At 46.6% G+C, this 24,324-nt stretch carries 20 protein-coding genes; 11 read left to right on the top strand and 9 right to left on the bottom strand.

Going from position 1 to position 24,324, the window contains the following annotated elements; genetic code table 11:
- Positions 1–127 precede the first annotated feature (127 nt).
- The 6 genes from LZZ85_RS09445 (at position 128) to LZZ85_RS09420 (ending at position 5,969) form a co-directional block, all read left to right on the top strand.
- Positions 128–1,330 carry an inorganic phosphate transporter gene (locus tag LZZ85_RS09445; RefSeq protein WP_237870982.1) on the top strand — a complete coding sequence of 401 codons (1,203 nt, stop codon included), beginning with the start codon at positions 128–130 and terminating at the stop codon, positions 1,328–1,330.
- 575 nt (positions 1,331–1,905) lie between these two features.
- Complete coding sequence (gene galE, locus LZZ85_RS09440; protein ID WP_237870980.1) at positions 1,906–2,961, top strand: UDP-glucose 4-epimerase GalE; 1,056 nt, start codon at positions 1,906–1,908, stop codon at positions 2,959–2,961.
- Positions 2,962–3,118: 157 nt separating this feature from the next.
- Positions 3,119–4,078: a transketolase family protein gene (locus LZZ85_RS09435; protein ID WP_237870978.1), complete on the top strand. Its 960-nt coding sequence runs from the start codon at positions 3,119–3,121 to the stop codon at positions 4,076–4,078.
- A gap of 139 nt (positions 4,079–4,217) precedes the next feature.
- Positions 4,218–4,772, top strand: a complete 555-nt coding sequence (locus LZZ85_RS09430; protein WP_237870976.1) for an RNA polymerase sigma factor — start codon at positions 4,218–4,220, stop codon at positions 4,770–4,772.
- Between the two features lie 37 nt (positions 4,773–4,809).
- On the top strand, positions 4,810–5,562 hold the full coding sequence (locus tag LZZ85_RS09425) for a hypothetical protein (RefSeq protein ID WP_237870974.1): 753 nt from the start codon (positions 4,810–4,812) through the stop codon (positions 5,560–5,562).
- 2 nt (positions 5,563–5,564) lie between these two features.
- A complete protein-coding gene (locus LZZ85_RS09420) occupies positions 5,565–5,969 on the top strand; it encodes a hypothetical protein (protein ID WP_237870972.1) in 405 nt (134 codons plus the stop codon).
- 154 nt (positions 5,970–6,123) lie between these two features.
- On the opposite strand, the gene LZZ85_RS09415 is transcribed toward LZZ85_RS09420, so the two are convergent.
- The 7 genes from LZZ85_RS09415 to LZZ85_RS09385 form a co-directional block, all read right to left on the bottom strand.
- Entirely contained in the window at positions 6,124–6,516 is a 393-nt protein-coding gene (locus LZZ85_RS09415; RefSeq protein ID WP_237870970.1) for a GxxExxY protein, read from the bottom strand.
- 113 nt (positions 6,517–6,629) lie between these two features.
- Entirely contained in the window at positions 6,630–7,388 is a 759-nt protein-coding gene (locus LZZ85_RS09410; RefSeq protein WP_237870969.1) for an MBL fold metallo-hydrolase, read from the bottom strand.
- A gap of 200 nt (positions 7,389–7,588) precedes the next feature.
- Complete coding sequence (rodA, locus tag LZZ85_RS09405) at positions 7,589–8,932, bottom strand: rod shape-determining protein RodA (protein ID WP_237870968.1); 1,344 nt, start codon at positions 8,930–8,932, stop codon at positions 7,589–7,591.
- Positions 8,929–11,028, bottom strand: a complete 2,100-nt coding sequence (gene mrdA, locus LZZ85_RS09400; RefSeq protein ID WP_237870967.1) for a penicillin-binding protein 2 — start codon at positions 11,026–11,028, stop codon at positions 8,929–8,931. The genes rodA and mrdA overlap by 4 nt, the downstream gene beginning before the upstream one ends.
- Before the next feature lie 396 nt (positions 11,029–11,424).
- Positions 11,425–11,958 (bottom strand): rod shape-determining protein MreD, encoded by a 534-nt coding sequence (locus LZZ85_RS09395; RefSeq protein WP_237870966.1) that lies wholly within the window; start codon positions 11,956–11,958, stop codon positions 11,425–11,427.
- Positions 11,955–12,833 (bottom strand): rod shape-determining protein MreC, encoded by an 879-nt coding sequence (mreC, locus tag LZZ85_RS09390; RefSeq protein WP_237870965.1) that lies wholly within the window; start codon positions 12,831–12,833, stop codon positions 11,955–11,957. Before mreC ends, LZZ85_RS09395 begins: the two co-directional genes overlap by 4 nt.
- 37 nt (positions 12,834–12,870) lie before the next feature.
- Entirely contained in the window at positions 12,871–13,896 is a 1,026-nt protein-coding gene (locus tag LZZ85_RS09385; protein ID WP_038072953.1) for a rod shape-determining protein, read from the bottom strand.
- 533 nt (positions 13,897–14,429) lie between these two features.
- Here LZZ85_RS09385 and LZZ85_RS09380 point away from each other — a divergent pair.
- Entirely contained in the window at positions 14,430–14,897 is a 468-nt protein-coding gene (locus tag LZZ85_RS09380) for a hypothetical protein (protein WP_237870964.1), read from the top strand.
- Positions 14,898–15,137: 240 nt separating this feature from the next.
- Positions 15,138–16,022, top strand: a complete 885-nt coding sequence (locus LZZ85_RS09375; protein WP_237870962.1) for an alpha/beta fold hydrolase — start codon at positions 15,138–15,140, stop codon at positions 16,020–16,022.
- Positions 16,023–16,101: 79 nt separating this feature from the next.
- On the opposite strand, the gene LZZ85_RS09370 is transcribed toward LZZ85_RS09375, so the two are convergent.
- Positions 16,102–17,136: a tryptophan 2,3-dioxygenase gene (locus LZZ85_RS09370; protein WP_237870960.1), complete on the bottom strand. Its 1,035-nt coding sequence runs from the start codon at positions 17,134–17,136 to the stop codon at positions 16,102–16,104.
- Positions 17,137–17,327: 191 nt separating this feature from the next.
- Positions 17,328–18,614 (bottom strand): phosphoribosylamine--glycine ligase, encoded by a 1,287-nt coding sequence (purD, locus tag LZZ85_RS09365; protein WP_237870958.1) that lies wholly within the window; start codon positions 18,612–18,614, stop codon positions 17,328–17,330.
- Between the two features lie 142 nt (positions 18,615–18,756).
- On the opposite strand from purD, the gene LZZ85_RS09360 reads away from it, so the two are divergent.
- The 3 genes from LZZ85_RS09360 to LZZ85_RS09350 all read left to right on the top strand — a co-directional run bounded on the left by LZZ85_RS09360 (position 18,757) and on the right by LZZ85_RS09350 (position 24,289).
- On the top strand, positions 18,757–20,316 hold the full coding sequence (locus LZZ85_RS09360) for a peptide MFS transporter (protein WP_237870956.1): 1,560 nt from the start codon (positions 18,757–18,759) through the stop codon (positions 20,314–20,316).
- Positions 20,317–20,493: 177 nt separating this feature from the next.
- Positions 20,494–22,125: a peptide MFS transporter gene (locus LZZ85_RS09355; RefSeq protein ID WP_237870954.1), complete on the top strand. Its 1,632-nt coding sequence runs from the start codon at positions 20,494–20,496 to the stop codon at positions 22,123–22,125.
- A 109-nt stretch (positions 22,126–22,234) separates the two neighbouring features.
- Positions 22,235–24,289, top strand: a complete 2,055-nt coding sequence (locus LZZ85_RS09350; protein ID WP_237870952.1) for an OPT family oligopeptide transporter — start codon at positions 22,235–22,237, stop codon at positions 24,287–24,289.
- Positions 24,290–24,324 lie beyond the last annotated feature (35 nt).

The following is a 24,324-nucleotide window of genomic DNA, read 5'->3' as shown; positions in this document are numbered from 1 at the left end:
GGAAGTCGAACGTAAAAATTAAAAAACGAGCTGCCAGGTTGAACCAGCTCTGCTTTATAGAAGCTTTTTTTAATTTTTATTTTTGACTTTTTACTTCTATAGGGCTCGCCCGCTGTAAAAACATTTTATGACGACATTTCTGATCGTAATTATAGCCTTAGCGCTGATCTTTGATTACATTAACGGATTTCACGATGCGGCCAATTCCATCGCAACAGTTGTTTCCACAAAAGTGCTGACGCCTTTTCAGGCGGTATTATGGGCTGCGTTATTCAATTTCGTAGCCTTTTTTATCTTCAAGGATCACGGTGTCGCAAATACCATTGCCAAAACGGTGAAGAATGATTTTATCACCCTTGAAGTGATCTTCTCCGGTTTGATCGCCGCGATCGTCTGGAACCTGTTCACCTGGTGGCGCGGCATCCCTTCCTCGTCTTCACACACGCTGATCGGAGGATTTGCAGGAGCTGCTATCGCACACTCAGGAACATTCTCTTCAGTAAATTCAGGACCGGTTATACAGATCGCAGCATTCATTTTCCTCGCACCACTGATCGGTATGATCATGGCCTTCGCGATCTCGATCTGGTTTATTTATTCATTTAAGAAAACAGCTGGCCCTAAAATATTTTCATCCCTCGTAATACTGGGCATCTTCACATTCCTGTTCTTTAATCTTGAAACAAACCCGGAAAAACTTAAGTCACACTACGATCTTTATATATGGAAAGTGGTATTCCACTCGCAGAACTTTAAGTGGATACTGATGAGCCTTATCGTTATCATTATGGCAGTCTTTTCACTTTACCTGAGCAACCTGAATGCCCATAAAGCAAACTCCTGGTTCAAACGCCTTCAGCTCGTTTCTTCCGCGATATTCAGTGTTGGACACGGTGGTAATGATGCACAGAAAGTAATGGGGATCATCATGGCGGCTTTGATCGCTTCAGACCCGTCCCGCTACAGCCTGGAACATATGGAATGGTGGGTACCGCTCGCGTGCTATTCAGCCATTGCCCTTGGAACAATGAGTGGCGGCTGGAAGATCGTAAAAACGATGGGGACACGCATCACCAAGGTTACTCCTTTCGAAGGTGTGGCTGCGGAAACCGCCGGTGCACTCACCCTGTTCATTACCGAATCACTCAAGATCCCGGTGAGTACCACACACACCATTACCGGTGCGATCATGGGTGTGGGCGCAACAAAGCGTCTCTCGGCCGTTCGGTGGGGCGTAACAGTCAACCTGATCTGGGCCTGGATACTAACCATCCCGGTGAGCGCATTACTTGCCACAGGGGTTTACTACCTGGTGCATCTGTTCACTTAGACAGGGTTCAAACGTTTTATAATTTAAGGGTTTAAAGATCGGGGTGTCACTCTCCTGGTTTTTAAACCCTTTTTCTTTAAGTCGACCGGCATAGATTCCCGCAGATTACGCAGATCCAATTATCCCGTTTCCGGAAGATCGCTTTTACTTTCGATCATGCAGATAGTAGCTGTCGCAGAGCATTCCGTTATCATGATCAGATCTGCGTTATTCTCCGCTCCAACACAATGAATATCCCGGATCGGTATGACATCGCGGGTATCGTGAGAGCCAGATCTGCGAAATCCGCGCGAAACTACACCTGACAGAGTAAGAGAGGCGGCAAGACACTAGTTTACACGCTGGCCTGTATTGAGTTCAACAGCGTTAAACCTGCCTGGCCTGGGCGGAGCCGGAAATACAGCATAATAACTGCACTAAACAAGATTGCTTTTAAACCTCAGCATCGTAACTTTAAAACCTCTAAACAATTGAACAATTAACTTTTTACCCCTCCCTGCTGAAACTTTCAAACCATTCCTCCCCGGGCGGACACATTTGAAAAAATTTTCAGACTTTTGCGAGGAATTTTTAATATGGCTAAAATACTCGTTACAGGCGGTTGCGGCTACATTGGCTCGCACACCATCGTAGATCTGATAGAAAAAGGTTATTCAGTAATCTCAGTGGATAATAACAGCCGCTCTAATCCGGCAGTACTCGAAGGGGTTGAAAGGATCACCGGCAAAAAGGTCAAGAATTATAAAGTGGATCTTTGCAATTTCGATGACACTTTTGCCATCTTCCAGGAGAACCCTGACATCGAAGGGATCATCCATTTTGCGGCTTATAAAGCTGTTGGAGAATCGGTGGAAAAGCCGCTGATGTATTTTGAAAATAATAATGGCTCACTGATCAATATCCTGAAATGTGTTCAGGAATTCAATATACCGTATTTCGTTTTCTCCTCCTCCTGCACCGTTTACGGCAATCCCGATGAGATCCCCGTAACCGAAAAAACGATGCCGAAGCCCGCGGAATCCCCTTACGGATATACAAAACAAATGGGTGAGCAGATCATTAATGAATTTGCAAAAACAGTCGGCACGCAATGCATCCTGCTCCGTTATTTCAACCCGGTAGGCGCGCATCCTTCGATCCAGATCGGTGAGATCCCGATCGGCAAACCACAGAACCTTGTGCCTGCGATCACTCAAACTGCTGTTGGCAAGATCCCCAAAATGACAGTTTTCGGAACTGACTATCCTACCCGTGATGGATCATGCATCCGTGACTTTATACATGTAAGTGATATTGGCAATGCACATACGCTCGCTATACAATACCTGGAGAGAAAGGACAATGCTTCCGCCTGTGAAGTATTCAATCTCGGCACTGGTAATGGCGTAACCGTTCTCGAAGCCATCCGCTCTTTCGAAAAAGTCAGCAATGTGAAACTGAACTACGAGCTTGGCCCACGCCGTCCCGGCGACGTGATCGCGATCTATGCCAATAATGATCTCGCTAAATCTCTCCTCGGATGGGACCCGCAATTCACCCTTGATGAAATGATGAGCACTGCCTGGGAGTGGGAACAAAAACTGAGAGCAGATCAGACGATTTTTGGAGGAAAACCGAAGGAACTTAATTAAAATTGGATCAGGACGACATTTGATCGATGGCTGATGACCGATGGCTGATGGCCGGGGTAAAACGCAAGATCAAATATCCAAACTGTCACTCGGCCAACGGCTATCGGTCATCGGCCATCGACGCAAATTGCTTACATTTACCATCTAATTATAAACTATGTCATTAAAGGATATCCAATCAACCGGTAATAAAGACACCAGGAGCGGCTTTGGCGATGGGATCGTGGAAGTAGCGCGTAAAAATGAAAATGTTGTGGCGCTGACTGCTGACCTCGCAGGTTCTATGAAACTGCAACAGTTTATGAAAGAATTTCCTGAGCGCTTTGTACAGGTTGGTATTGCGGAAGCAAACATGATCGGTATTGCAGCGGGAATGACCATCGGTGGAAAAATTCCTTATACAACTACATTCGCAAATTTCTCAACTGGCCGTGTCTATGATCAGATCCGCCAGTCAGTTGCCTATAGCGGTAAAAATGTAAAGATCTGCGCATCTCATGCCGGTGTGACTCTCGGCGAAGATGGTGCGACACACCAAATCCTCGAAGATATCGGACTGATGAAAATGCTGCCGGGAATGACAGTGATCGTTCCATGCGATTATGCACAGACGAAAGCTGCAACCATGGCCATCGCAGAATACGAAGGTCCCGTTTACCTCCGCTTTGGACGCCCGGTTTGGCCCATCTTCACCAAAGAATCAGATTTCAAGATCGGTAAAGCACAGATCTTCTCAGAAGGGACTGATGTGACGATCTTTGCTTGCGGACACATGGTTTGGAATGCAATCCAGGCCGGTATTGAACTTGAGGCAAAAGGCATCAGCGTGGAAGTGATCAATATCCACACCATTAAACCACTGGACGAAGAAGCGGTACTCGCTTCCATCAAAAAAACAAAATGTGTGGTTACGGCGGAAGAGCATAATATCATTGGCGGACTTGGTGATGCGATCGCACAGGTTGCCTCCAGGCACTTCCCTGTACCGATCGAATACGTTGGTACAAAAGATACCTTCGGCGAAAGCGGAACACCTAAAGAACTGCTTAAGAAATACGGTCTTGACGTTCCCGATATCGTGGCCGCAGCGGAAAAGGCCATCCAGCGGAAAAAGTAAGAGATACGCCAAAATCAGAAAGTCAAAAGTAAAAATGTGCCCCTCCTCGAAGGGTCATATTTTTACTTTTGACTTTTTAATTTTTACTTCTTAAACGTTTTAGTATTTTTTGGTTCTAAACAATTGAAAAACCAGCAGCATGCCGCTAACCGGTGAAAGTGATGCTGAACTGCTAGCGCAGTTCAGGGTAACTGAAACAAAAGAAAGAGCCTATACGGCTATCATCAGGAAATACCAGGAAAAACTGTACTGGCATATCCGTCGCATGGTCGTGGACCATGACGATGCCAATGATGTATTGCAAAATGTTTTCATACGGGTATGGAAGGGGCTGGAGAATTTCCGGGAAGACAGTCAGCTTTATACCTGGCTTTACCGGATCGCCACAAACGAATGCCTTACGTTCCTGGAGCAGCAGAAGAAGCGGGGAACGCTGAGTCTGAATGACATAGAAACATCCCTCGGAGAAAAAGTAAAGGCCGATCAACATTTTGATGCATCCAAACTGGAGTGGAAACTTCAACTCGCGATTCAGCAATTACCTGACAAACAGCGGGTTGTTTTTAGTCTTCGATATTACGATGAAATGCCTTACGAAGAAATGAGCCGCGTGCTGGAAACCAGTGAAGGAGCTTTGAAAGCGAGCTACCACCACGCCGTCAAAAAAATAGAAGATTATATCAGGAATCATTAAACTTAGAACACGGTAAACTGTCTCAATTAGTCCGCAAATGCCACAGTCACCTACCATACAAGAAGAATTACAGGAGCTGAACAGTTCGCTGGCCCCCTCGCCACAACCCTCGGTTTATACCGTCCCGGAAGGCTATTTTGCCAGTCTTGCCGCTGAGATCCTGACCAGGGTCAAAGCTGGGGAAGCAGATACACCTGCCGCAGAGTTGGAACAATTGTCCCCGCTGCTGGCTGGCATCAGCAAGAGGCAGGTCTATTCAGTGCCTGAGGAGTATTTCTCTGAACTTGATCCCTCCTTCGCCTGGTCAGCAGCCGAAGATGCCAAAAAAGAGACAGCGCAACTTTCGCCTTTACTGGCTGGCCTCTCCCGCAGGTCTCCGTTCAGTCTTCCGGAGGGTTACCTTGAACAACCGTTGAGCATCCCGTTCGAAGAGAAGCAAAGTGCGCCAGTCGTAACACTAAAACCCCGCAAATGGCGCGGGTTGGCTATTGCAGCATCGGTGGCTGCGGTGATCGCATTAGGCATCTCCCTCTGGGTAAAACAAAACAGATCCACTCCCGGTACAGATACACAGTCTTACGCCTGGGTCGAAAAGAACATGAAAAAAGTAAGCACAGACGATATCAGCAAGTTCGTAGACCTGGCAGCCCCTGCCGCTCAGGATCTTGCCGCCGGCGGCCCATCCGATGATATCAAAGGTTTATTAAAAAACGTGTCCGATAAAGAAATACAGGATTTTCTTAAAGACGTCCCTGTTGATGAAACAGATGACGATATTCTTTTCAATTGATCATGAAACATTTTTTATTCATATTCAGCTTCCTTCTTCTCTCCACTATTTCACTGCTTGCGCAGGATGATGGGGATGATGTGGATGACAACGCCACCATCCGTGATAAGATGAGTGAGTATATCCAGCAAAAGCTCAACCTGACAAATGATGAGGCAAAGAAATTCAAACCTGTCTTCATCGAATATTTCAAGGAATGGAAAAAAACAGCACGTGATAACCGCGGCGATAACCTGGTGCTGCGTCAGAAAATTGCCGACCTCCAGGTAAAATACCGCGACCGTTTTCGTGAGATCATTGGTGATCCGCGAAGCAATCAGGTTTTCACCCATCAACGCGGATTTGTACTCAAACTCCGCGAGTTACGACAGGAAAGATTACGTGGCGGCGGGAAAAACAATCCTTAACCAAATTTTAATTTAACTAATAATAAGATAACTTTTTATATATCTTTGAACCTGGTGTTTTTCATAGGTTAGCAACGGCCGGCTCTTTTTAGGGCGGGCCATTTTTTTGGACGCGAATGGACACGAATGGCCGCGGATTATCGCGAATAGTGACCTATTTATTCGAAGAGATTATTCTTTGATGGGATAGTTGGTCTGTCCCAAAATTGATAAGTATTGCCAGTTCTATATCAGTTGATTTGATGTAATTCAAGGTTTGTTTGAAATCTGCAATTGAAACAGATCTGATCGCCTTTATTTCTAAAACAATGCATCCGTAAATAAGGAAATCAGCCCTGAAACTATGTTTAAGCTTAACTCCATCGTAAAAGATCGGAATAACTTTCTCCCGTTCATAAGGAATGCTATTCTTTATCAGCTCTACTTCCAATGCGTCCTGGTAAATAAACTCTTTATGCCTGCAGCCGAGTTTATTATGCACCCGAATACATAGACCTACAATTTTGTAGTACTCTTCCTCATAAAGCAACTTACTATTCCGACCCATCAATTCTTTTTACAAAGAACCTCTCAAACAAAAAAACAACCTCGTGAAAAAAACATTTTTTAAATGTTTTTTTCACGAGGTTGTAAAACAAATCAATTTGCAACAATCAGAATCTATTCGCGATCATCCGCGGTTATTCGCGCTTCATTCGTGTAGGTCGCGGCCTTAATATCATGATAAAAGAGGAATGTCCAGCCGCGACCGTCTTCCCACCATTCGCGTCTCAGCTCCATCGCCTTCTTCCCATCATGATCATACTTCGCAGCGAAGCGATGCTTCATCTGTTGTAATTGTGGGGCGTCATCAGCACCGAAGAAAATTGTTTCGTTGTTTTCTTTTATCCAGAATACCTGGTGGAAAGGTGAGTGGGCTCCTGTCACTTTATAATGAATATATCCATCTATATCCCCTTCATCCTCCGTGAGGAATTTTACCTGCGGAGAATTCTTCAACACTTCCAGCTCCTCAGGGATAAACGAAGGAAGGCCTTTTTGCAGGGCAAAGTCAAGCTCGCGCTGCTGCACATAATACGTAGCCTGGGGAAAGCTCAGCTTTGTGCGGTCACCGTCTTCAGAAACACCACCTGCATGATCCTTATGCAAATGACTCATCAGCACTTTTGTTACCTCAGACGGATTGATCCCAGCCTTGATCAGGTTTTCATGCAACTGTAGTTTTCCATTCGTGGAAAAACCCAGGCCTGTATCCAGCAGCAGCACATCCTTTTCCGTAATGACAACAAAGGGCTGAACTTCTACCAGCAAGCTGCCCGTAGGTCGCTGCTGCAGATCATCCTGCTGATCATCAAACGGAACGAATAATTTGGATTTGTCTATGGTGAAGGAGCCTTCAGATAATGGAATAACTTTCATAACACGAATGCTGCGCGAATGGCCGCGAATATTCACGAATTCACTCTGCGCAATTTGATGCGAATAGAATCCGCAATGGTTAATTATATAACAAAAAATCTACGGTAAAGTTAGCCAATAACACCCGAACAACGCCCAAACACATAAACCCCCATGCTATTGGACTCTATTCGTGAATATCCGCGGCCATTCGCGCAACATTAGCGCAATACCATTTGACGGTCTGCATCCAATCTCACCAAAATAAACAACAAAATAGTGAAGGTGATCAGGGAGGTTCCTCCGTAGCTTACCAGCGGCAGCGTGATCCCGATAACGGGAGCGAGTCCAATGGTCATGGCCACGTTGATCCCGATGTGAAAGAAGAATACTGCAGCAACGCCGTAGGCATAACACCGGCTGAAAACGCTTCGCTGACGTTCTGCGACGGTGATGATGCGGAAGAGAAGCAGGAGATAGATCCCCAGCAGGATGAAGCTGCCGGTGAATCCGAAGCCTTCGCCGATGGTATCGAAGATAAAGTCGGTACGTTGTTCGGGCACAAAACCATACCGCGTTTGCGTTCCCTTCAGCAAGCCTTTTCCAAACAGGCCTCCGCTACCGATCGCGATCTTGGATTGCTTTACGTTGTAGTCAGCTGTATTCTCCTGTTTGCCGGTTGTAGCCGCCTGGATAGCTGCCTCGCCTTTCAAATATTCTACTGGTACATCTTTGCCAATCGTGCTATAGATACGTTCCACCTGGTGCTTGGCCAATACGTTCTTAAAAATAATAGGGACTGCGAATCGTTGAATACCTACACACAGCACCCAGATCAGCGCGATCTTCAAAAGAATGGTCTTATCTCTCTTCACCTGGCGGCGCATGATCAGGATCACCAGCACTGCAAGAACGGTAAGTGAAAGCGCCAGTACGTTCTTATCCAGCAGCAATGTTGCCACCACAAGAGCAGCGGTCGCAAATCCGATAACCAGTACTCCTGAAGGAAGGCCCTCCCGGTACATTACCAGGAAGAATGCAAAGAACACAAGCGCAAGCCCCGTTTCACTTTGCATGATGGTCAGCACTGCAGGCGTTAACGCAATACCGGCTGCGATCAGCTGTGAACGGGTTTTACTGAAATCAGTTTCCGGTCTCGACAAATACTTCGCCAATGCAAGGCATACACATATTTTACAAAACTCAGCCGGCTGGAAATTGAAGCCTCCAAACCTGATGATCGACTCCGTTCCTTTTACATTTGAGTGCAAAGGGAATACGAGCAGGAGCATTACGATACCGATAGCATACCAGATATTGGCCGTCGCTGAAAAGAATTTACTGTCCGTGAGCAGGATAAATAATCCTAGTATAAGGCCGGCGATAAAAAAGTAAAGCTGCTTGCTGTAATCAGTACTGAAATTCAAAAAACTTTGCACGATCGGGTCATCTTCCTTGTAAGTCGCGCCGAACACGGCAGTGATGCCGATGGCAACCAGCAACAGATAGATCCAGACAAGGCTCCAATCTATTCCTTTTGATATAGCGGGGTTTTTCTGGCTCATAAGGTTGTGGTAATTGCTTTTGCGGCGGTTGATCTTTTTTCTCCCGGAATGATGGCGGCTAACAATGCCGGAGCTTTGTCTTTTGAAGCCGGTGTTTTCCCGCCCTGACGTACCGGTGCGGCTGCCGTACGGATGAATCTTCTGATATAGGAACTATCTTTTCTTTTTTCAAAGTACCAGTATGCGCTTATAGAATCTGCCTTCCATTGCAGATCCTTCAGGAAACCAGGCATCAGGTTCGCAGCAGCGATGCGTTCTACCTCTTTCTTTCTATCAGCGCGCAGGGTGTCTTTTAGGTATTTTTCCATCATGAGGAAGGCGATTGGACCCGCCCATGTGGAGCCGAACCCTCCATTCTCAATGATCACCGCAACAGCGATCTTAGGGTCATCTTTGGGAGCAAAACATACAAAGAGCGAGTGGTCCTTCAACTGTGTGCGCTTACCCTTGATAATGCCATAGTTCTCTGCAGTACCGGTTTTCGCGCATACTTCCACATCGGGGATCTTCGGGATCCGCCATGCGGTACCCCTGATCGTTACGTCGTGCATGCCATCGATTACAGTTCGGTAAGATGTATCCGGGATATGCGTGAGTACTTCGTGCTTCTGGCGATACTTGTTCAGCAGCGCCGTATCGGCAGACGTTTCATCATCGATCGATTTTACAAAATGCGGAATATAGTAATAGCCTTTATTGGCAACGATACTGATACCATTGGCGATCTGCAAAGGAGTAACCAGCATCTTATCCTGCCCGATGCCCATTGTAACCATGGTACAGGAATTCCATGACCCCCTGTATTCTTTATCGTATTGTGTTGTGTCGGGAATATTGCCACCATCTTCGCTGGGAAGATCTACTCCAAGCCTGTGCCCATAACCAAAGGCTGACATATATCTCTTCCATTCTGTTAATCCTTTCCGGGGGCTTTTATACTTCGGATTATCCAGGGTAAGACGGAAAGTGTTATAGAAAAATGAGTTGCATGACCACGCAATTGCAAGACGCAGATTATTGGCGTGGCCGGACCAATGTTCCGTGCAACCATATCGTCTGCCGCAATAGAAATATCCTCCAGAGCAGGCAATACCGCTGGCTGGAGTGATCACTCCTTCATCAAGGCCGATCAGCGCGGCGAGAGGTTTGTAAGTTGACCCGGCGGGATATTGTCCCTTGATCGCGCGGTTGAATAATGGCCTGCTCACATCGAGGACCATCCGTGCGTAGTTCTTTTGTTTTTCCGGCCCGGTAAGCTCATTTGGATCAAATCCTGGCCCCGAAGCCATTGCGAGGATCCCACCGGTTTTGGGTTCCAGTGCCACTACTGATCCGATCTTTCCGATCAGAAGTTTCTCAGCCAGCTGTTGCAGTTCTACGTCCAGATAAGTTCGTACACCACGTCCCGCGATAGCTGCAGTATCAAATATACCGTTCTCATAACTACCCACAAGCCTGTTACGGTTGTCTTTGATAATATGCTGAACACCCCGTTGGCCCATCAGCACTTTTTCATAGGTTGATTCCAACCCGCTTTTACCGATATAGTCCCCCATCCGGTAAAAGTTGCCGGAACGCCTGATATTACCTGTGTCAACCTCGCCGATATATCCAAGAATATGCGCAGCAGTATTAAACGGATAAACACGAACGGGACGTTCAACTAACGCAAATCCCGAGAACCGCCATGTATTTTCTTCAAACCTCGCCTGCATTTGTGGCGTAAGGAGCGATTGGAATACGGAAGGGCGTACGCGGGTATTCTTGAAGATCGCGTCCCGTACCCGTTTACGGAATTCAGATGTGTCGATCTCCATCAAACGGCAGAAGGATGCTGTATCAAAATTCTTGATCTCAGAAGGAGTTACCATCAGATCGAACATGATGGCATTATTAAGGATCGCTTTACCTTTCTTATCGTAAATGATCCCCCGTTCAGGATATACGATCTTGGGGAATACCGCATTGTCCATTGCCAACTGACTGTACTTGCCTTCTACAACCTGGAGCCTGAACAGTTGCACAATGATAACAACAAACGCTACCAGGAATATTAAACGGATAATACGGCTTCTGGATTGGTTGAACACGGACATAGGTCAAGTAAAATGAATGGGTGATGCGGGATTATTGCCCGTAGAAGGAATGTGTACACTTAGCAATACAAAGTACGAAATGAAAAGGGCGGTTTCCAAATGTTTGGAGGGATAAATTTTTCTTAAAGAAGGGTTTGACCGTTGACCGTTGACCGTTGACCGTTGACCGTTGACCGTTGACCGTTGACCGTTGACCGTTGACCGTTGACCGTTGACCGTTGACCGTTGACCGTTGACCGTTGACCGTTGACCGTTGACCGTAACAAATTAAAAGTGTGGGGCTATCGTTTATCAACGATAGCCCCACACTTTTAATTTGTACACGAAGATCCAATTTATTCCACCTCACTCGAATTCCGGACAACGGTCAACGGACAACGGTCAACGATCAACCCCTTACGCCGTATTCGTCCGATAATTCATCTTCCGTGAGAATAACAGCTCTGTAATGATCACCAGAAGCATACTGATAGCCGTGGTTGAGATCACTTTGATGAGCAGATGCAGGAAGGATCCGAATGACCACCATTCAAGTACTACGAGATAAAAATGGTGGAATATTGTCAGGATGAGAACGTAAACAAGGTATGGTGTCCATCCCATTGAACGGGGAGACGGTTCGCGGTAGTTAAATTCCGCGGTTTCTTTTGGAGAAAGTATGTTGATGATGAAGGGGCGCAGATAAGCGATCAGCACACAGGGAGCCGCATGAAGGCCGGGGCTGTTCATGAAATAATCGAGTGTCATACCGGTAACGAAACCGGCGAACAATAAGCCGATACGGGATATTCTGAATGGCAGCCAAAGGATGAACAGATAATAAATAATCGGTATAATATACTGATGCAAAGCCGGAATCTGATTCAGGATATACACCTGAACAAAGATGAACAGGAGCAGGCGGACTATATTTCTTAACAGATCACTCACCGGTTTGGTTTTTTAGCATCATCAATCTTTCTCCTGGTATCCTGCATCAGTTGATCCAGCTCACCAAGCTGAAGGTTTTCCACTACCATCACCTGCTGAAGATTGGCGAAATTAGCGCCCGTCCTGATCTTTAGCACATAGAAGTTGGTGGAGATATCTTTTACGATTTCCGCGATCGTTCCCACAAAATGCCCGGGAGGAAATGCATACGAATAATTACCTGTTACGATCGTATCGCCTTTTGCAAGGGAATCACTCTTGGGAATATTGGTGAGGGTGAGAAAATGCGGGTCTGTACCATCCCAGAAAAGTGTACCCGAGTTTTTGGTCTTTTTTACCAGCACGTTCACTTTATTCTGGACGTGGAGAAGGCTCATGACCTGGGCGTAGTTAGGGCCAACATTCACAACTTGTCCGACCAGGCCACCACCGGAGCTGAACACGCCCATATTGTCCTTAATTCCCTGGTTTGAGCCACGGTTGATCTGAATATAATTCTTTTCATTGCTGACTGTGGAATAAACAACCTGCGCGTCACGCCACACATAGTGGCGATAATGCCCCAACGTATCAAAAGGAACCGAGTCGCGGGCTACGACCTGACCTGTGTCAATCCTTACAAAGTTTGACGGAAGCTGGTTCATCAGGGAATCATTCAGCCGGAGCAGGCGACGGTTCTCTTCTTTCATGCGAAAGAAGTCTTCCACATTATTGTACTTGGAATTGAACCAGCCCGTTACCTCGTTTGCCGCGGCTAAGCCCTGGGCATGATGAAACCTGTTATAGTTTATCAAAAACCATATACACACCGCCTGTAGTATCAGAAATACAATGACGGTGAAAAAGCGGCGAATGAACAGGAATATATTACGCAAAGGAGCTGTTTTGAATCTGAAGCTTTAGCCGCCTGGGTTATCGCATTACAAAAGGATACTTATCGTAGTTTTTGAGCGCGATGCCAGTACCCCTAACCACGCTTTTCAGCGGATCGTCAGCAACGTGTACAGGCAGCTTGATCTTTTGGCTAAGCCTTTTATCCAATCCTCTCAACAGGGCTCCGCCTCCTGTGAGATACAGGCCACGGCGATAGATATCACCTGCCAGCTCCGGAGGTGTTTGTTCCAATGCTTTCAGGATAGCTTCTTCTATTTTGAAAATACTCTTGTCAAGTGCTTCGGCGATCTCCTGATAGGAGACCATGATCTGTTTCGGAATACCGGTTACAAGGTCACGACCATTTACAGGGATATCATCCGGCGGATTGTCCAGATCCTTCATCGCCGCACCAACCTGGATCTTGATCTGCTCAGCGGTACGCTCACCGATCAGCAGGCTATGGTAGCGGCGGAGCGCTTCCATGATGTCTGCAGTGAATTCATCACCGGCAATCCGGATACTTTGATCGCAAACGATCCCTGCCAGGGCGATCACTGTGATACCGGTAGTACCACCGCCAATATCGATGATCATATTACCTACGGGCTCTTCCACATCAATCCCGATACCGAGTGCCGCAGCCATCGGCTCGTGCAGCAGGTATACTTCTTTGGCTCCAGCCTGCTCGGCGCTGTCGCGCACCGCACGTTTTTCCACCTCAGTAATTGAAGAGGGAATACATATCATCATTCTCCAGCTCGGAGGAAATAAAGGCTTCTTTGGATAAACGAGTTTGATCAGCTCCCGGATCATTAACTCTGCAGCATTGAAATCGGCAATTACACCATCCTTCAGCGGACGCACAGTCCTGATACTCTCATGGGTCTTCTCGTGCATCATCAACGCTTTTTTCCCCACAGCCAGCACCTCCTTCGGATTGTTCCTGTTCAGCGCAACAATACTTGGCTCATTTACCGCTACTTCATCATTATGTATGATAAGGGTATTGGCGGTACCCAGATCCATAGCAATCTCTTGTGTAAACCAGTTAAAAAGTCCCATTCGATATAATTGGATTTAATGTGTGCAAAGTTGAAGGAATAGTTTGAAACTACAAAGCAAAGCCTTTACAGGACAGCATTTTTTTTAGATGCAGGAGGGAGGAGGTTCATTAATGGTTAGCAGAGCAATTCTTCGATGGCGGATAATAGAAGGCCTTTGGCCGGATCGTCCCGATAATTGATACTATATCAAAGTACACTCATCTGCGTCACTGAAGATTCCGGTTTTCATTGTGTCTACTCCGTCTCTGAATCAGATCCCAACTGCACGAAAGTACACTTCATTCACCGATGTTGCGTTGTCATTCTATTCTCACTTCTTCAGGGTTCTTTTTTTGCTACCTTTGCGGGCGCTTTCAGATAACGGCATTATTAGACTTCTATTACTATTTAACCCAAAAGTTCTTCGGATATTTTTTGGCCAAGTTTTCAACAGCAGGGGAAAGCGTTAATGAAACGTTTCAACTTTTGGCACAAAAATGGCAATTAACGAAACCGAAGCACCATTTTTAAACCCATTTTCCAGCAAAAATTATGAGAAAGGTCTTTATTTTAAGCATTCTTCTGGCAGGATTTATCTTTTCAGCCAACGTTTCAAACGCACAAAGTACTTACAAAACAGGTGTCGGCCTGGGTATCGATTTCGGTACCGGAATGACCCTTGTTGGTCCAAGTGTTAAACACTTTTTTACTCAGAAAGACGTAGGTCAGTTCGATGTATTGTTCGGAAACGATTATACAGTCATCCAGGGCTTCTATCAGTACCATAAACAGATCCAGAATGCTGCGGGATTGCAGTGGTTCGTTGGCGCCGGTGCAGGTGTTGGTCTGTATGATGGTGGGTCTGATTTCCTGGTCCGCCCACTGGTCGGTCTGGATTACAAGATTACTGACGTTCCGTTGAGTTTTTCATTCGACTGGAAGCCGACGATCTTTATCGGTAATGGCGATTCTGACTTCGAAGCTGCAAGGTTCGGCCTCGGTTTCAGATATGCATTCTAAATCCGTTACACTTCTATCATATATCTCTCATTTATCTATCAGCAAAGGAATAGGTGGTTGCGCAAGCAATCACCTATTCTCGTTAAGGGAAGTACCTCAGGCGCAAAAGTTTAAAAGTTCAAAGGTCTTATGTGATGAGTCCCACGTGCTGATTACTGAGCTTTGAACGACTGAACTTTTAAACTTTTAACCCCTGGTGCCCTTAGTTTTCCTACCTTTCTCCTACACAACCAACCTAATATGCGCTTATTCATTTCAACCTTATGCCTCCTGCTCGCATTCTCCTCCTTCGCCCAGGAAGATGCGGGTAAAAAAATGGCCGAATTTCAGAAAGCCCTCAGTGATCCAAAAGCCATTCCCTATGGAGAAAATGCGGCGGCGGGAAAATATTACGAGATCCGCGGTTTCAAAATGTATTGTGAAGTGTATGGCACCGGCGAACCGCTGCTGATCATTCATGGTAATGGCGGATCGATCGACAACTTCATTTACCAGATACCATATTTCGCCAAAAAATATAAAGTGATCATTGCCGACAGCCGGTCACATGGAAAATCTGCCGATCCTGGCGACTCTCTTACCTACGAAATGATGGCAGATGACTACGCTGCTCTTCTTGACGCATTAAAGATTGATTCTGCGAATGTTATCGGTTGGAGCGATGGAGGCATCAATGGCATTTTACTCGCCCAGCGTCACCCCGGGAAAGTGAAAAAGCTTGCCATTACAGGCGCTAATCTCGCACCTGATACAACTGCTGTTCCACAGGAGATCTGGGATATGGTAAGACCTTCACTGGCCGCGTTAAATGCGAAATCGACAAAAACCCCGCAGGAAAAACACTCTCTGAAGCTGCTGAAACTCCTTTGCGAGCAGCCACATATTTCCCCGTCTTCATTACAGAACGTGCTTTGTCCTGCGCTGGTGATAGGAGGCGATCATGATGTGATCAAAGAAGAACATACACTGCTTATTTATAAGAACATTCCAAAAGCGTATTTGTGGATCCTGCCAGGTGCGGGGCATTCCACTCCGGTCATTTACGCGGAAGACTTTAACCGGGTGGTGGATCGGTTTTTTACGAACCCGTTTGTAAAGATCGAGGGAGAAGCCAGATTCATGTAATCAGCTCTCAATGCAGTCTTCCTATCGAATGTCGTAGGAGAAACGCGGCGGTCGCAGCGTTCCTCCTACGGCATTGGGGTTAGAAAGCGCCTACGAAACCAAGCCTTTTCTCCACCGCTACCGGCAATACCGGCAGTTTCCTTCTCTCTATCAAAAAGCTGTTCAGCTGTGCAATTTCCCTGAAAATATAATGCTTGTCGGCTGCGGATTTCAGGTAATCCTTTCCGGTACTTCCCCCGGTTCCGATCCGCGTACCGATCATCCGGTGCACCATATTCATATGGCGGTATCTCCAGGAGCTGAGCTGCTCATCAATTTCCAGCAGGCCGTTCAACAATTGAAAAGGCAACTGCAGTACGGGATATCCCCTGTAAATGGAAATGAACAATGCCGCACGCGTCGCTTTGGGAGATAATGAACGAACAGGCTGCTCCCCCTTTCCCAGGAATGTGCTGTCAAATGCGATCAGGTTGGCCTTTTCAGTATCGGACAGACTTTGCTGATAGCAGTATCGGTATTCCGCCCAGAAGGGATGCGGTGCCTCTTCCGGTTCATGTACTTTAAAGTCGTTCCAGTTCTCCTGCTCATCAAAGAATGGCATTCGTTCCAGCCAGTCGTTCACCCATTCCAGGAGCGACTTTTCATGTTCTGCTTTTTTTATGATATCAACATGCGAAGGGCGAAGCTGTGACGTATAATATTCCTGGCCATGGCGCTGTTCAAATTTCAGACCCAGTTTTGCTTCCAGCTCTTTGAACTGCCAGCTTTGAAAGCCGGAGGCGGGGCGAAGCATATCGCGGAAATCGAGGAAATCCATGGGGGTCATCGTTTCCATGATATCCATCTGGTGTACCAGCACCCGCATGATGGTGGCGCATCTGCTCAAACGGTGCACAATGGTTTGTAACTCCGGAGAGTTATCGTTCAATGATGGTTTGGAAAGAATGCCGATCACGGAGCCGGCCTCATGATGAAGCTGTTTGAACCAAAGCTCATACGCCTGGTGAATGATGATGAAAAGGGTTTCATCGTGAGCCGGCAGTTGCCGCTTTTCACTTTCCGGGAATTGAGCATTCAGTATTTTGTCGAGTTCGAGATAGTCGTGGTAGTTCATATGGCAAAAATACGGGTGAGGGAAGGTTTAAAAGTTTAAAGGGTTGATAGTTTAAAAGTTGTTTATCGCAGCATACCTTTTTTGCAACGTGAGTGTGGGGTGGTTAAAGTTTAAAGGTTTAATAGCCATAGGATACCGAGCTCCTAAACTATTAAACCTTTTAACTATTAAACTTTTAGACTCGGCCTTGCTTACTTTCCGATGAATTCGAACCCGATGTCATTTCTGAAGTAAATGCCATCGTACGTGACATATTGCAGCACATCCAGTGAGGTGTTGACGGCTTCTTCCATGTTTTCACCAAAGCTTGTAACGCAGAATACACGTCCTCCGTCAGTCACGATCTTGCCATCTTCTTCTTTTGTACCGGCATGAAAGATCTGTGTTTGTTTTCCGTAGTTCTCGTTGAGGCCTGTAATTTCTTCTCCTTTATTATATCCTGCCGGATACCCGCGGCTTACAGCTACAACGGTTGCGGCGGAGCGGGGGTCTGCCTGAATTTTTACCAGGTGTAATTCCTTTTGGGAAGCAGCTACGCAAAGTCCGACCAGATCATTTTCCAGCCGGGGGATCACTACTTCCGTTTCAGGGTCACCCATGCGGCAATTGTATTCGATCACAAACGGATCGCCATTGACGTTGATCAATCCGAAAAATATAAAACCAGTGTATTCGATCCCTTCCTCGTGAAGACCATCTACGGTTGGTTTGATGATCCTTTCGTCCACCTTTTGCATAAAATCAGGTGTGGCGATCGGCACCGGGCTTACCGCTCCCATACCGCCGGTCATCAGACCTTTGTCACCAACCCCTATCCTTTTATAATCTTTTGCTTCCGGCAGGGTCAGGTAACTTTTGCCGTCGGTCAGTACGAAAACGCTTAGTTCGATGCCTGTCAGGAATTGCTCCACTACTACCTTCTTACTGGCTTCGCCGAATTTCGCGCGCTGGATCATCAGTTCAAATTCCGCGATCGCTTCAAGATGACTTTGACAGATCACGACACCTTTGCCCGCCGCAAGTCCGTCTGCTTTGAGTACGATTGGCAGAGGGTGTTCTCCCAGGTATTTGATCCCTTCTTCATAATTATCCGTTGTGAATTCGCGATATCCCGCCGTAGGAATGTTATGACGCATCATAAAAGCCTTGGCAAAAGCTTTACTTCCCTCCAGTTGAGCCCCATTTTTCGATGGTCCGATGAAATGGATGGCAGCCAGCTCTTCATTCCCTTTGAAATAATCATACAGGCCGTTCACCAGTGGTTCTTCAGGACCAACGATGACCATTTCTATTTTTTCGTAGATGCAGAATTTACCGATGGCGTCGAAATCAGAAAGCTTGAGGTTGACATTTACACCACATTGCGCGGTTCCGGGATTGCCGGGGGCGATATATAGGGGATTTGTCCAGACACTTTGACTAAGTTTCCAGGCCAGGGCATGTTCTCTACCTCCTGAGCCTAATAGCAGTATTCGCATGGTGTAATAAGGGATTTTAAACTTCGTCGCGAAGATCGGAATCCTGACTTAAGATATCATGAAAAATTTGCGAGTGGTCAATTTTCGTTATTTTGCTCCCTTCGTATGGTTAAGATTACTGATTTGTAAATAAACCCCCAACATGAATACCCCTGCAAGAACCAGCGGTCACCCAAAAGGATTGTATGTTTTATTCGCCACAGAGATGTGGGAAAGGTTTAACTATTACGGCATGCGGGCGATCCTCGTGCTGTTCATGACGCAAGCCCTCTTGTTCAATGACAAGTTTGCTTCCAACCTTTATGGAAGCTATATCGGCCTTATCTATTTGAGTCCGTTACTGGGCGGGTATGTTGCAGACAGGTTCTGGGGGAACAAACGGTCTATCCTTGTTGGCGGACTTGTAATGGCCGCCGGCGAACTGATCCTTTTCGCCTGTGGCTCTCTGTATCACTCCTCGCCAGACCTATCAACCTTCTTATTTTTTACAGGCCTTGGTTTCATGATCGCCGGGAATGGCTTCTTTAAACCAAATATATCTTCACTCGTGGGTCAGCTCTACCCGGATAATGATACGCGTAAAGATGCGGCCTACACTATATTCTATATGGGTATCAATACAGGCGGCATGCTTGGCCCGATCGCCTGCGGCTTTGTCGGCAATACCGGCGATCCGGCAGATTTCAAATGGGCATTTCTCGTTGGCGCCATTGCGATGGTCATCAGTGTTATCGTTCAGAAGATCTATCACAACAAATACGTGCGTAACCCTCAGGGACAGATCCTCGGCGAAACACCGGGTACAGGTGCTCCTACCGTTGACCCGGTAACTGGTGAAAAACACCTGACAGTACCTCCTCCACCTAAAGCAATGCTTAACCCGGTTACAATTGTTCTTGGAATGCTTTGCTTTTCGGGAGTAATGGTTGCAGCAATGTATCTCGACACCACGGTGAATTATCTGTTTTATCTTCTTGGTGGAAGTTTTCTTTTTATCATATTTTATATCCTGTCTGATAAGAACCTTTCGAAAGAAGAAAAACAACGGATCTGGGTAATGGTCATCATTGCATTTTTTGTAGTTTTCTTCTGGGGCGCATACGAACAAACTGGGGCATCGTTAACATTCTTTGCAGACAGACAAACCGATAAGCATATTACTGCGAGTTACGAGATGCCGACTGCATACTTCCAGTCGTTCAATTCTGCATTCATCATCATCTTTGCACCAATATTCGCCATCATATGGCAGGTACTCGGTAAAAAGCAACCGGCAACTCCCACCAAAATGGGCATAGGACTAATTCTCGTCGCACTGGGCTACTGGTGGATTGCTCACGGAGTTGACAACGTTACAAAACCTGTCAGCATGATCTGGCTTACGGGCATGTATCTCCTACATACCTGGGGTGAATTGTGTCTTTCTCCGATTGGTCTTTCGCTTTTCAATAAACTTTCGCCGATAAGATTCGCCTCCCTTTTAATGGCTGTCTGGTTTCTCGGCAATGCCGGAGGCAACAAACTGGCTGGTGTGCTAAGTGGGTTATATCCTGACGGAGGAAAAACAACTTCTTTCCTCGGCTACCAGATCAGTAACCTGCATGAGTTCTTTATGCTGTTCGTATTCATGGCTGGAGCAGCGGGCGTTATCCTGCTGTTGCTGTCAAAGAAACTTCAGAAAATGATGCACGGGATCCAATAGTATTTTAGCTGCCTGGCGTAAACAGTATCGCAGAGGGCACAAAGTGAAACGCAAAGGGCGCAAAGATTAAGCTGATCTCTTTGCGCCCTTTGCGTTTCACTTTGTGCCCTCTGCGTTGCCCCCTACGCAACGCAATAGCAGAAATGCCTATCTTTCCAAAAACACACACGCACCCTCATGTGGAAAAAACATCCTAAAGCCCTAAGCTATCTTTTCTTCTCTGAAATGTGGGAACGATTCGGCTATTACCTCATGATCGGCATCTTCACGCTTTATCTCAAAGATGTAAAAGCTGGCTATGCGATGACGGAAAAGGAGTCGGCAGATCTTTATGGCACCTATATCGCACTGGTGTTCCTCACTCCTTTCCTTGGCGGCCTGTTAGGTGACCGTTATCTCGGCTACAGCAAATCGATCATCCTGGGTGGATTGATGATGAGCTTTGGGTACTGCCTGATGTCCATTCATAACCTCACCATGCTTTATATAGCGATGACGCTTGTGATCGTCGGCAATGGTTTCTTCAAACCCAATATGTCTACGCTGCTGGGAAATGTTTATTCCGTTCCGGAACATCTGCATCAGAAAGATGAAGGATACAACATCTTCTATATGGGTATCAACCTGGGAGGATTCATCTGCAACTTTATCAGCGCTGCATTATATATCACTTATGGCTGGGGTTATGCCTTTATAGCAGCAGGCATTGGCATGCTCCTCGGGGTGATCATTTATATCATCGGGTTGAAACATTACCGGATGTATGATGTAAAGAAAGCTATGGCGCCGGGCGATATGCCTTTCAGCAGGATCGTATTGCTGATCCTTGTACCATCCGTGATCGCCGGTGTGCTGGGCTGGATGATACCTGGCGACTGGTTTGGATCTGATTCAACCGATGCATTCATCTTCGCTTGTATACCACTCTTCTATTTTTATGGAAACATCTATACAAAGGCAGAGAAGTCAGAGAAAAAGCCAATTATGGTGTTGCTGACCATCTTTGTTGTCGTGATCTTATTCTGGGCTGTATTCAAACAAAACGGTTCTGCATTGAATACCTGGGCTGACCGTTATACAAATCGCGAAGTAGACGGCACTACACAAAAGGTATTCGACAACCTGATCCTTGCACAGAAAGTAACTTATCAGAAAGATTCTGTCGCTTTATACGATGACCAGTTCCGCCTGCAAAAAGCGAACGGGATTGTTACGAAAGAATTCAACTACCCTGTTTATTTTAAAAACGTAGCACCGGAAAAATTACCGGCAGAAGGAGAGCAGGTAAGCCTGTGGGCAACGAACCTCAGTCAGTCTATCAACCCTGGTTGGGTGATCGCGCTCACGCCTGTTGTCATCTCCTTCTTTGCCTGGAGGCGAAGAAAAAAGAAGGAGCCGTCAACTGCCACGAAGATCGCATTCGGTTTATTGATCTCCGCCTTCTCGGCACTGGTGATGGTCACGGCTGTATACATGGGAAATAACGGCTCGGAGAAAGTGAGCGTACTATGGCTCATCGGAAGTTATGGTGTGATCACTTTGGGTGAGTTGCTATTAAGCCCGATGGGGTTATCGATCGTATCAAAACTAAGCCCTACCCGCATTGCTTCATTAATGATGGGGGGATGGTTTGTGTCCACCGCCATTGGCAATAAACTTTCTGGTGTCCTTGCCACCATGTGGGATAGATATGATCAGAAAGCAAATTATTTCTGGTTGAACTTCGTGCTGCTGCTCGTTGCCGCGTCCCTCGGCTTCATCCTGTTAAGGTGGTGGAATCGGGTCATGAATGAGAAAGGCATAAAGTAAAAGTCAAAAACGTCCCGCTTTTGGACAGTTTCAAAGCGGGACGTTTTTGACTTTTTACTTTTTAATTTTGACTTTTTACTTCCTATCTTCCCCCGCATAAATTAACTGTATGGCAGAGAAACCATCCAATTTCAAGCCCTTTGTGGCGCCGGAAACAAATATGAAAGAACTGACGGTGAAGTCGATTCTCCTGGGTTCTTTGTTTGGTGTGATCTTCGGTGCGGCAACAGTGTATCTCGCACTTAAAGCCGGTTTAACGGTTTCGGCTTCTATTCCGATTGCCGTGATCGCCATTACGCTGGGACGTCGTTTCTTTAAGACAACGATCCTCGAGAATAATATCATTCAGACAACCGGCAGTGCGGGTGAAAGTATTGCCGCCGGTGTCGCATTCACGCTACCGGGATTTCTATTTCTTTCTTCAAAAGACAGTGCCGAATATTTCAACTATCTCACGATCCTTGTGCTTGCCATCGTTGGTGGACTTCTCGGAACCTTACTAATGGTGCCCTTAAGAAAAGCCCTGATCGTAAACGAGCACGAAACACTTCCTTACCCGGAGGGAACTGCCTGCGGTGACGTTTTAAAAGCTGGAGAGAAAGGTGGAGATTTTGCAAAAACAGCTTTCTGGGGTTTAGGTGTTGCATTTCTGTATGCACTACTTCAAAAAGTATTACATTTTATTGCGGAGGTGCCGTACATGGCTACCAAACAGGCCAACAAATTCTTTCCATCAGCGAAGGTAAGCGGTGAGATCACGCCTGAATATCTCGGTGTGGGTTATATCATCGGGCCACGTATTGCAGGGGTACTTGTAGCAGGTGGTGTATTAAGCTGGCTGGTGCTGATCCCGCTTTTATCTTTCCTGGTTAGTCCGGATCTGATCGCTTCGCAGCTCGTGAAGTTTGGCTATCTCGCCAGCGTTGAAACGGCGGGTGGCAAAGGTGGCTGGGATCCCGTTACGCATACATTTGCTGACTATTCATCGGCAGTTTATTACGCCTACATCCGTCAGATCGGAGCGGGCATGGTTGCCGCAGGTGGTATTATCACACTGCTGAAAACGCTGCCGACAATTGTGAAGTCAGTCAAGTCGAGCGTCGCAACATTTAAAAATTCAGGTGGCGAGAACAATTCGGTAAAACGTACAGATCGTGACCTGAGCCTTAAAGTAGTGGTCCTGGGAAGTCTGGCACTCGTGCTGCTGATCGCTTTGTTGCCACAGGTACCCGGACAGGGAGTTGGTCAAAAATTACTGATCGGCCTGCTCGTTGTGTTGTTCGGAGCATTGTTTGTAACGGTATCTTCCCGTATAGTAGGTTTGATCGGATCATCAAATAATCCCATCAGTGGCATGACCATCGCGACGGTAATGGGGACCAGCCTGATCTTTATCAGCGTGGGCTGGGCAGGTCCGGCATACGAACCGCTTGTGCTTGTGGTTGGCGGTATGATCTGTATCGCTGCGGCAAATGCAGGAGCAACCTCACAGGATCTCAAGAGCGGGTTTATTGTTGGGGCAACACCACGCAATCAACAGATCGCCCTGTTTATTGGCGCGATCGTATCCTCCGTTGTGATCGGGCTGACCATTCAATACCTCGATAAACCAAGCGAAGAACTCCTTCAGCAAGGTATAACCCATGCTATCGGAACAGAAAAACTTCCCGCTCCACAGGCTACGCTGATGGCGACCCTGATCAAAGGAATTCAATCACAGAACCTCGATTGGCAGTTCATTTTCGTTGGTGTGTTCATGGCGATCGTAATGGAGCTTTGCGGTATCAAATCGTTGAGTTTCGCGGTGGGAGCATATCTGCCTTTGTCTACAACATTGCCGATCTTTATCGGAGGCGCGATCAAAGGCCTGGTAGACTCCCGCGAGAAAAAGAAAAACATTCATAAATCTCCTGAGGAAGAAGAATTGGGAAAAGGCAATCTTTTTGCGACCGGCCTGGTCGCGGGCGGTGCTGTAGCCGGTGTGATCATCGCCTTTGTAAGTGGATCAGATGGTGGTAAAAAATTCCTTGATGCAATCAATACCGAACATGGATTGACGAGCTCATTAGGCGAGAACGGATATTACCTGCTTGGTGTATTATTCTTCGCTGCGATGTCCTTTATCCTCTATCGTGTCGCCACGCAAAAAGATAAGGCGCAATAACGTTCTCTTAGGAAAAAAGTCAACCCCGGACCATG

The sequence above is a fragment of the Terrimonas ginsenosidimutans genome, from assembly GCF_022012415.1.
GTDB classification, from domain to species: domain Bacteria; phylum Bacteroidota; class Bacteroidia; order Chitinophagales; family Chitinophagaceae; genus Terrimonas_A; species Terrimonas_A ginsenosidimutans.
The sequence above is the reverse complement of the archived record's forward strand: the minus strand, read 5'-3'. Positions and strand labels throughout refer to the sequence as shown.

Coding starts and splice junctions, on each gene's coding strand:
- LZZ85_RS09445 (WP_237870982.1), top strand. CDS start 128: ATGACGACATTTCTGATCGTAATTATAGCCTTAGCGCTGATCTTTGAT.
- galE (WP_237870980.1), top strand. CDS start 1,906: ATGGCTAAAATACTCGTTACAGGCGGTTGCGGCTACATTGGCTCGCAC.
- LZZ85_RS09435 (WP_237870978.1), top strand. CDS start 3,119: ATGTCATTAAAGGATATCCAATCAACCGGTAATAAAGACACCAGGAGC.
- LZZ85_RS09430 (WP_237870976.1), top strand. CDS start 4,218: ATGCCGCTAACCGGTGAAAGTGATGCTGAACTGCTAGCGCAGTTCAGG.
- LZZ85_RS09425 (WP_237870974.1), top strand. CDS start 4,810: ATGCCACAGTCACCTACCATACAAGAAGAATTACAGGAGCTGAACAGT.
- LZZ85_RS09420 (WP_237870972.1), top strand. CDS start 5,565: ATGAAACATTTTTTATTCATATTCAGCTTCCTTCTTCTCTCCACTATT.
- LZZ85_RS09415 (WP_237870970.1), bottom strand. CDS start 6,516: ATGGGTCGGAATAGTAAGTTGCTTTATGAGGAAGAGTACTACAAAATT.
- LZZ85_RS09410 (WP_237870969.1), bottom strand. CDS start 7,388: ATGAAAGTTATTCCATTATCTGAAGGCTCCTTCACCATAGACAAATCC.
- rodA (WP_237870968.1), bottom strand. CDS start 8,932: ATGAGCCAGAAAAACCCCGCTATATCAAAAGGAATAGATTGGAGCCTT.
- mrdA (WP_237870967.1), bottom strand. CDS start 11,028: ATGTCCGTGTTCAACCAATCCAGAAGCCGTATTATCCGTTTAATATTC.
- LZZ85_RS09385 (WP_038072953.1), bottom strand. CDS start 13,896: ATGGGACTTTTTAACTGGTTTACACAAGAGATTGCTATGGATCTGGGT.
- LZZ85_RS09380 (WP_237870964.1), top strand. CDS start 14,430: ATGAGAAAGGTCTTTATTTTAAGCATTCTTCTGGCAGGATTTATCTTT.
- LZZ85_RS09375 (WP_237870962.1), top strand. CDS start 15,138: ATGCGCTTATTCATTTCAACCTTATGCCTCCTGCTCGCATTCTCCTCC.
- LZZ85_RS09370 (WP_237870960.1), bottom strand. CDS start 17,136: ATGAACTACCACGACTATCTCGAACTCGACAAAATACTGAATGCTCAA.
- purD (WP_237870958.1), bottom strand. CDS start 18,614: ATGCGAATACTGCTATTAGGCTCAGGAGGTAGAGAACATGCCCTGGCC.
- LZZ85_RS09360 (WP_237870956.1), top strand. CDS start 18,757: ATGAATACCCCTGCAAGAACCAGCGGTCACCCAAAAGGATTGTATGTT.
- LZZ85_RS09355 (WP_237870954.1), top strand. CDS start 20,494: ATGTGGAAAAAACATCCTAAAGCCCTAAGCTATCTTTTCTTCTCTGAA.
- LZZ85_RS09350 (WP_237870952.1), top strand. CDS start 22,235: ATGGCAGAGAAACCATCCAATTTCAAGCCCTTTGTGGCGCCGGAAACA.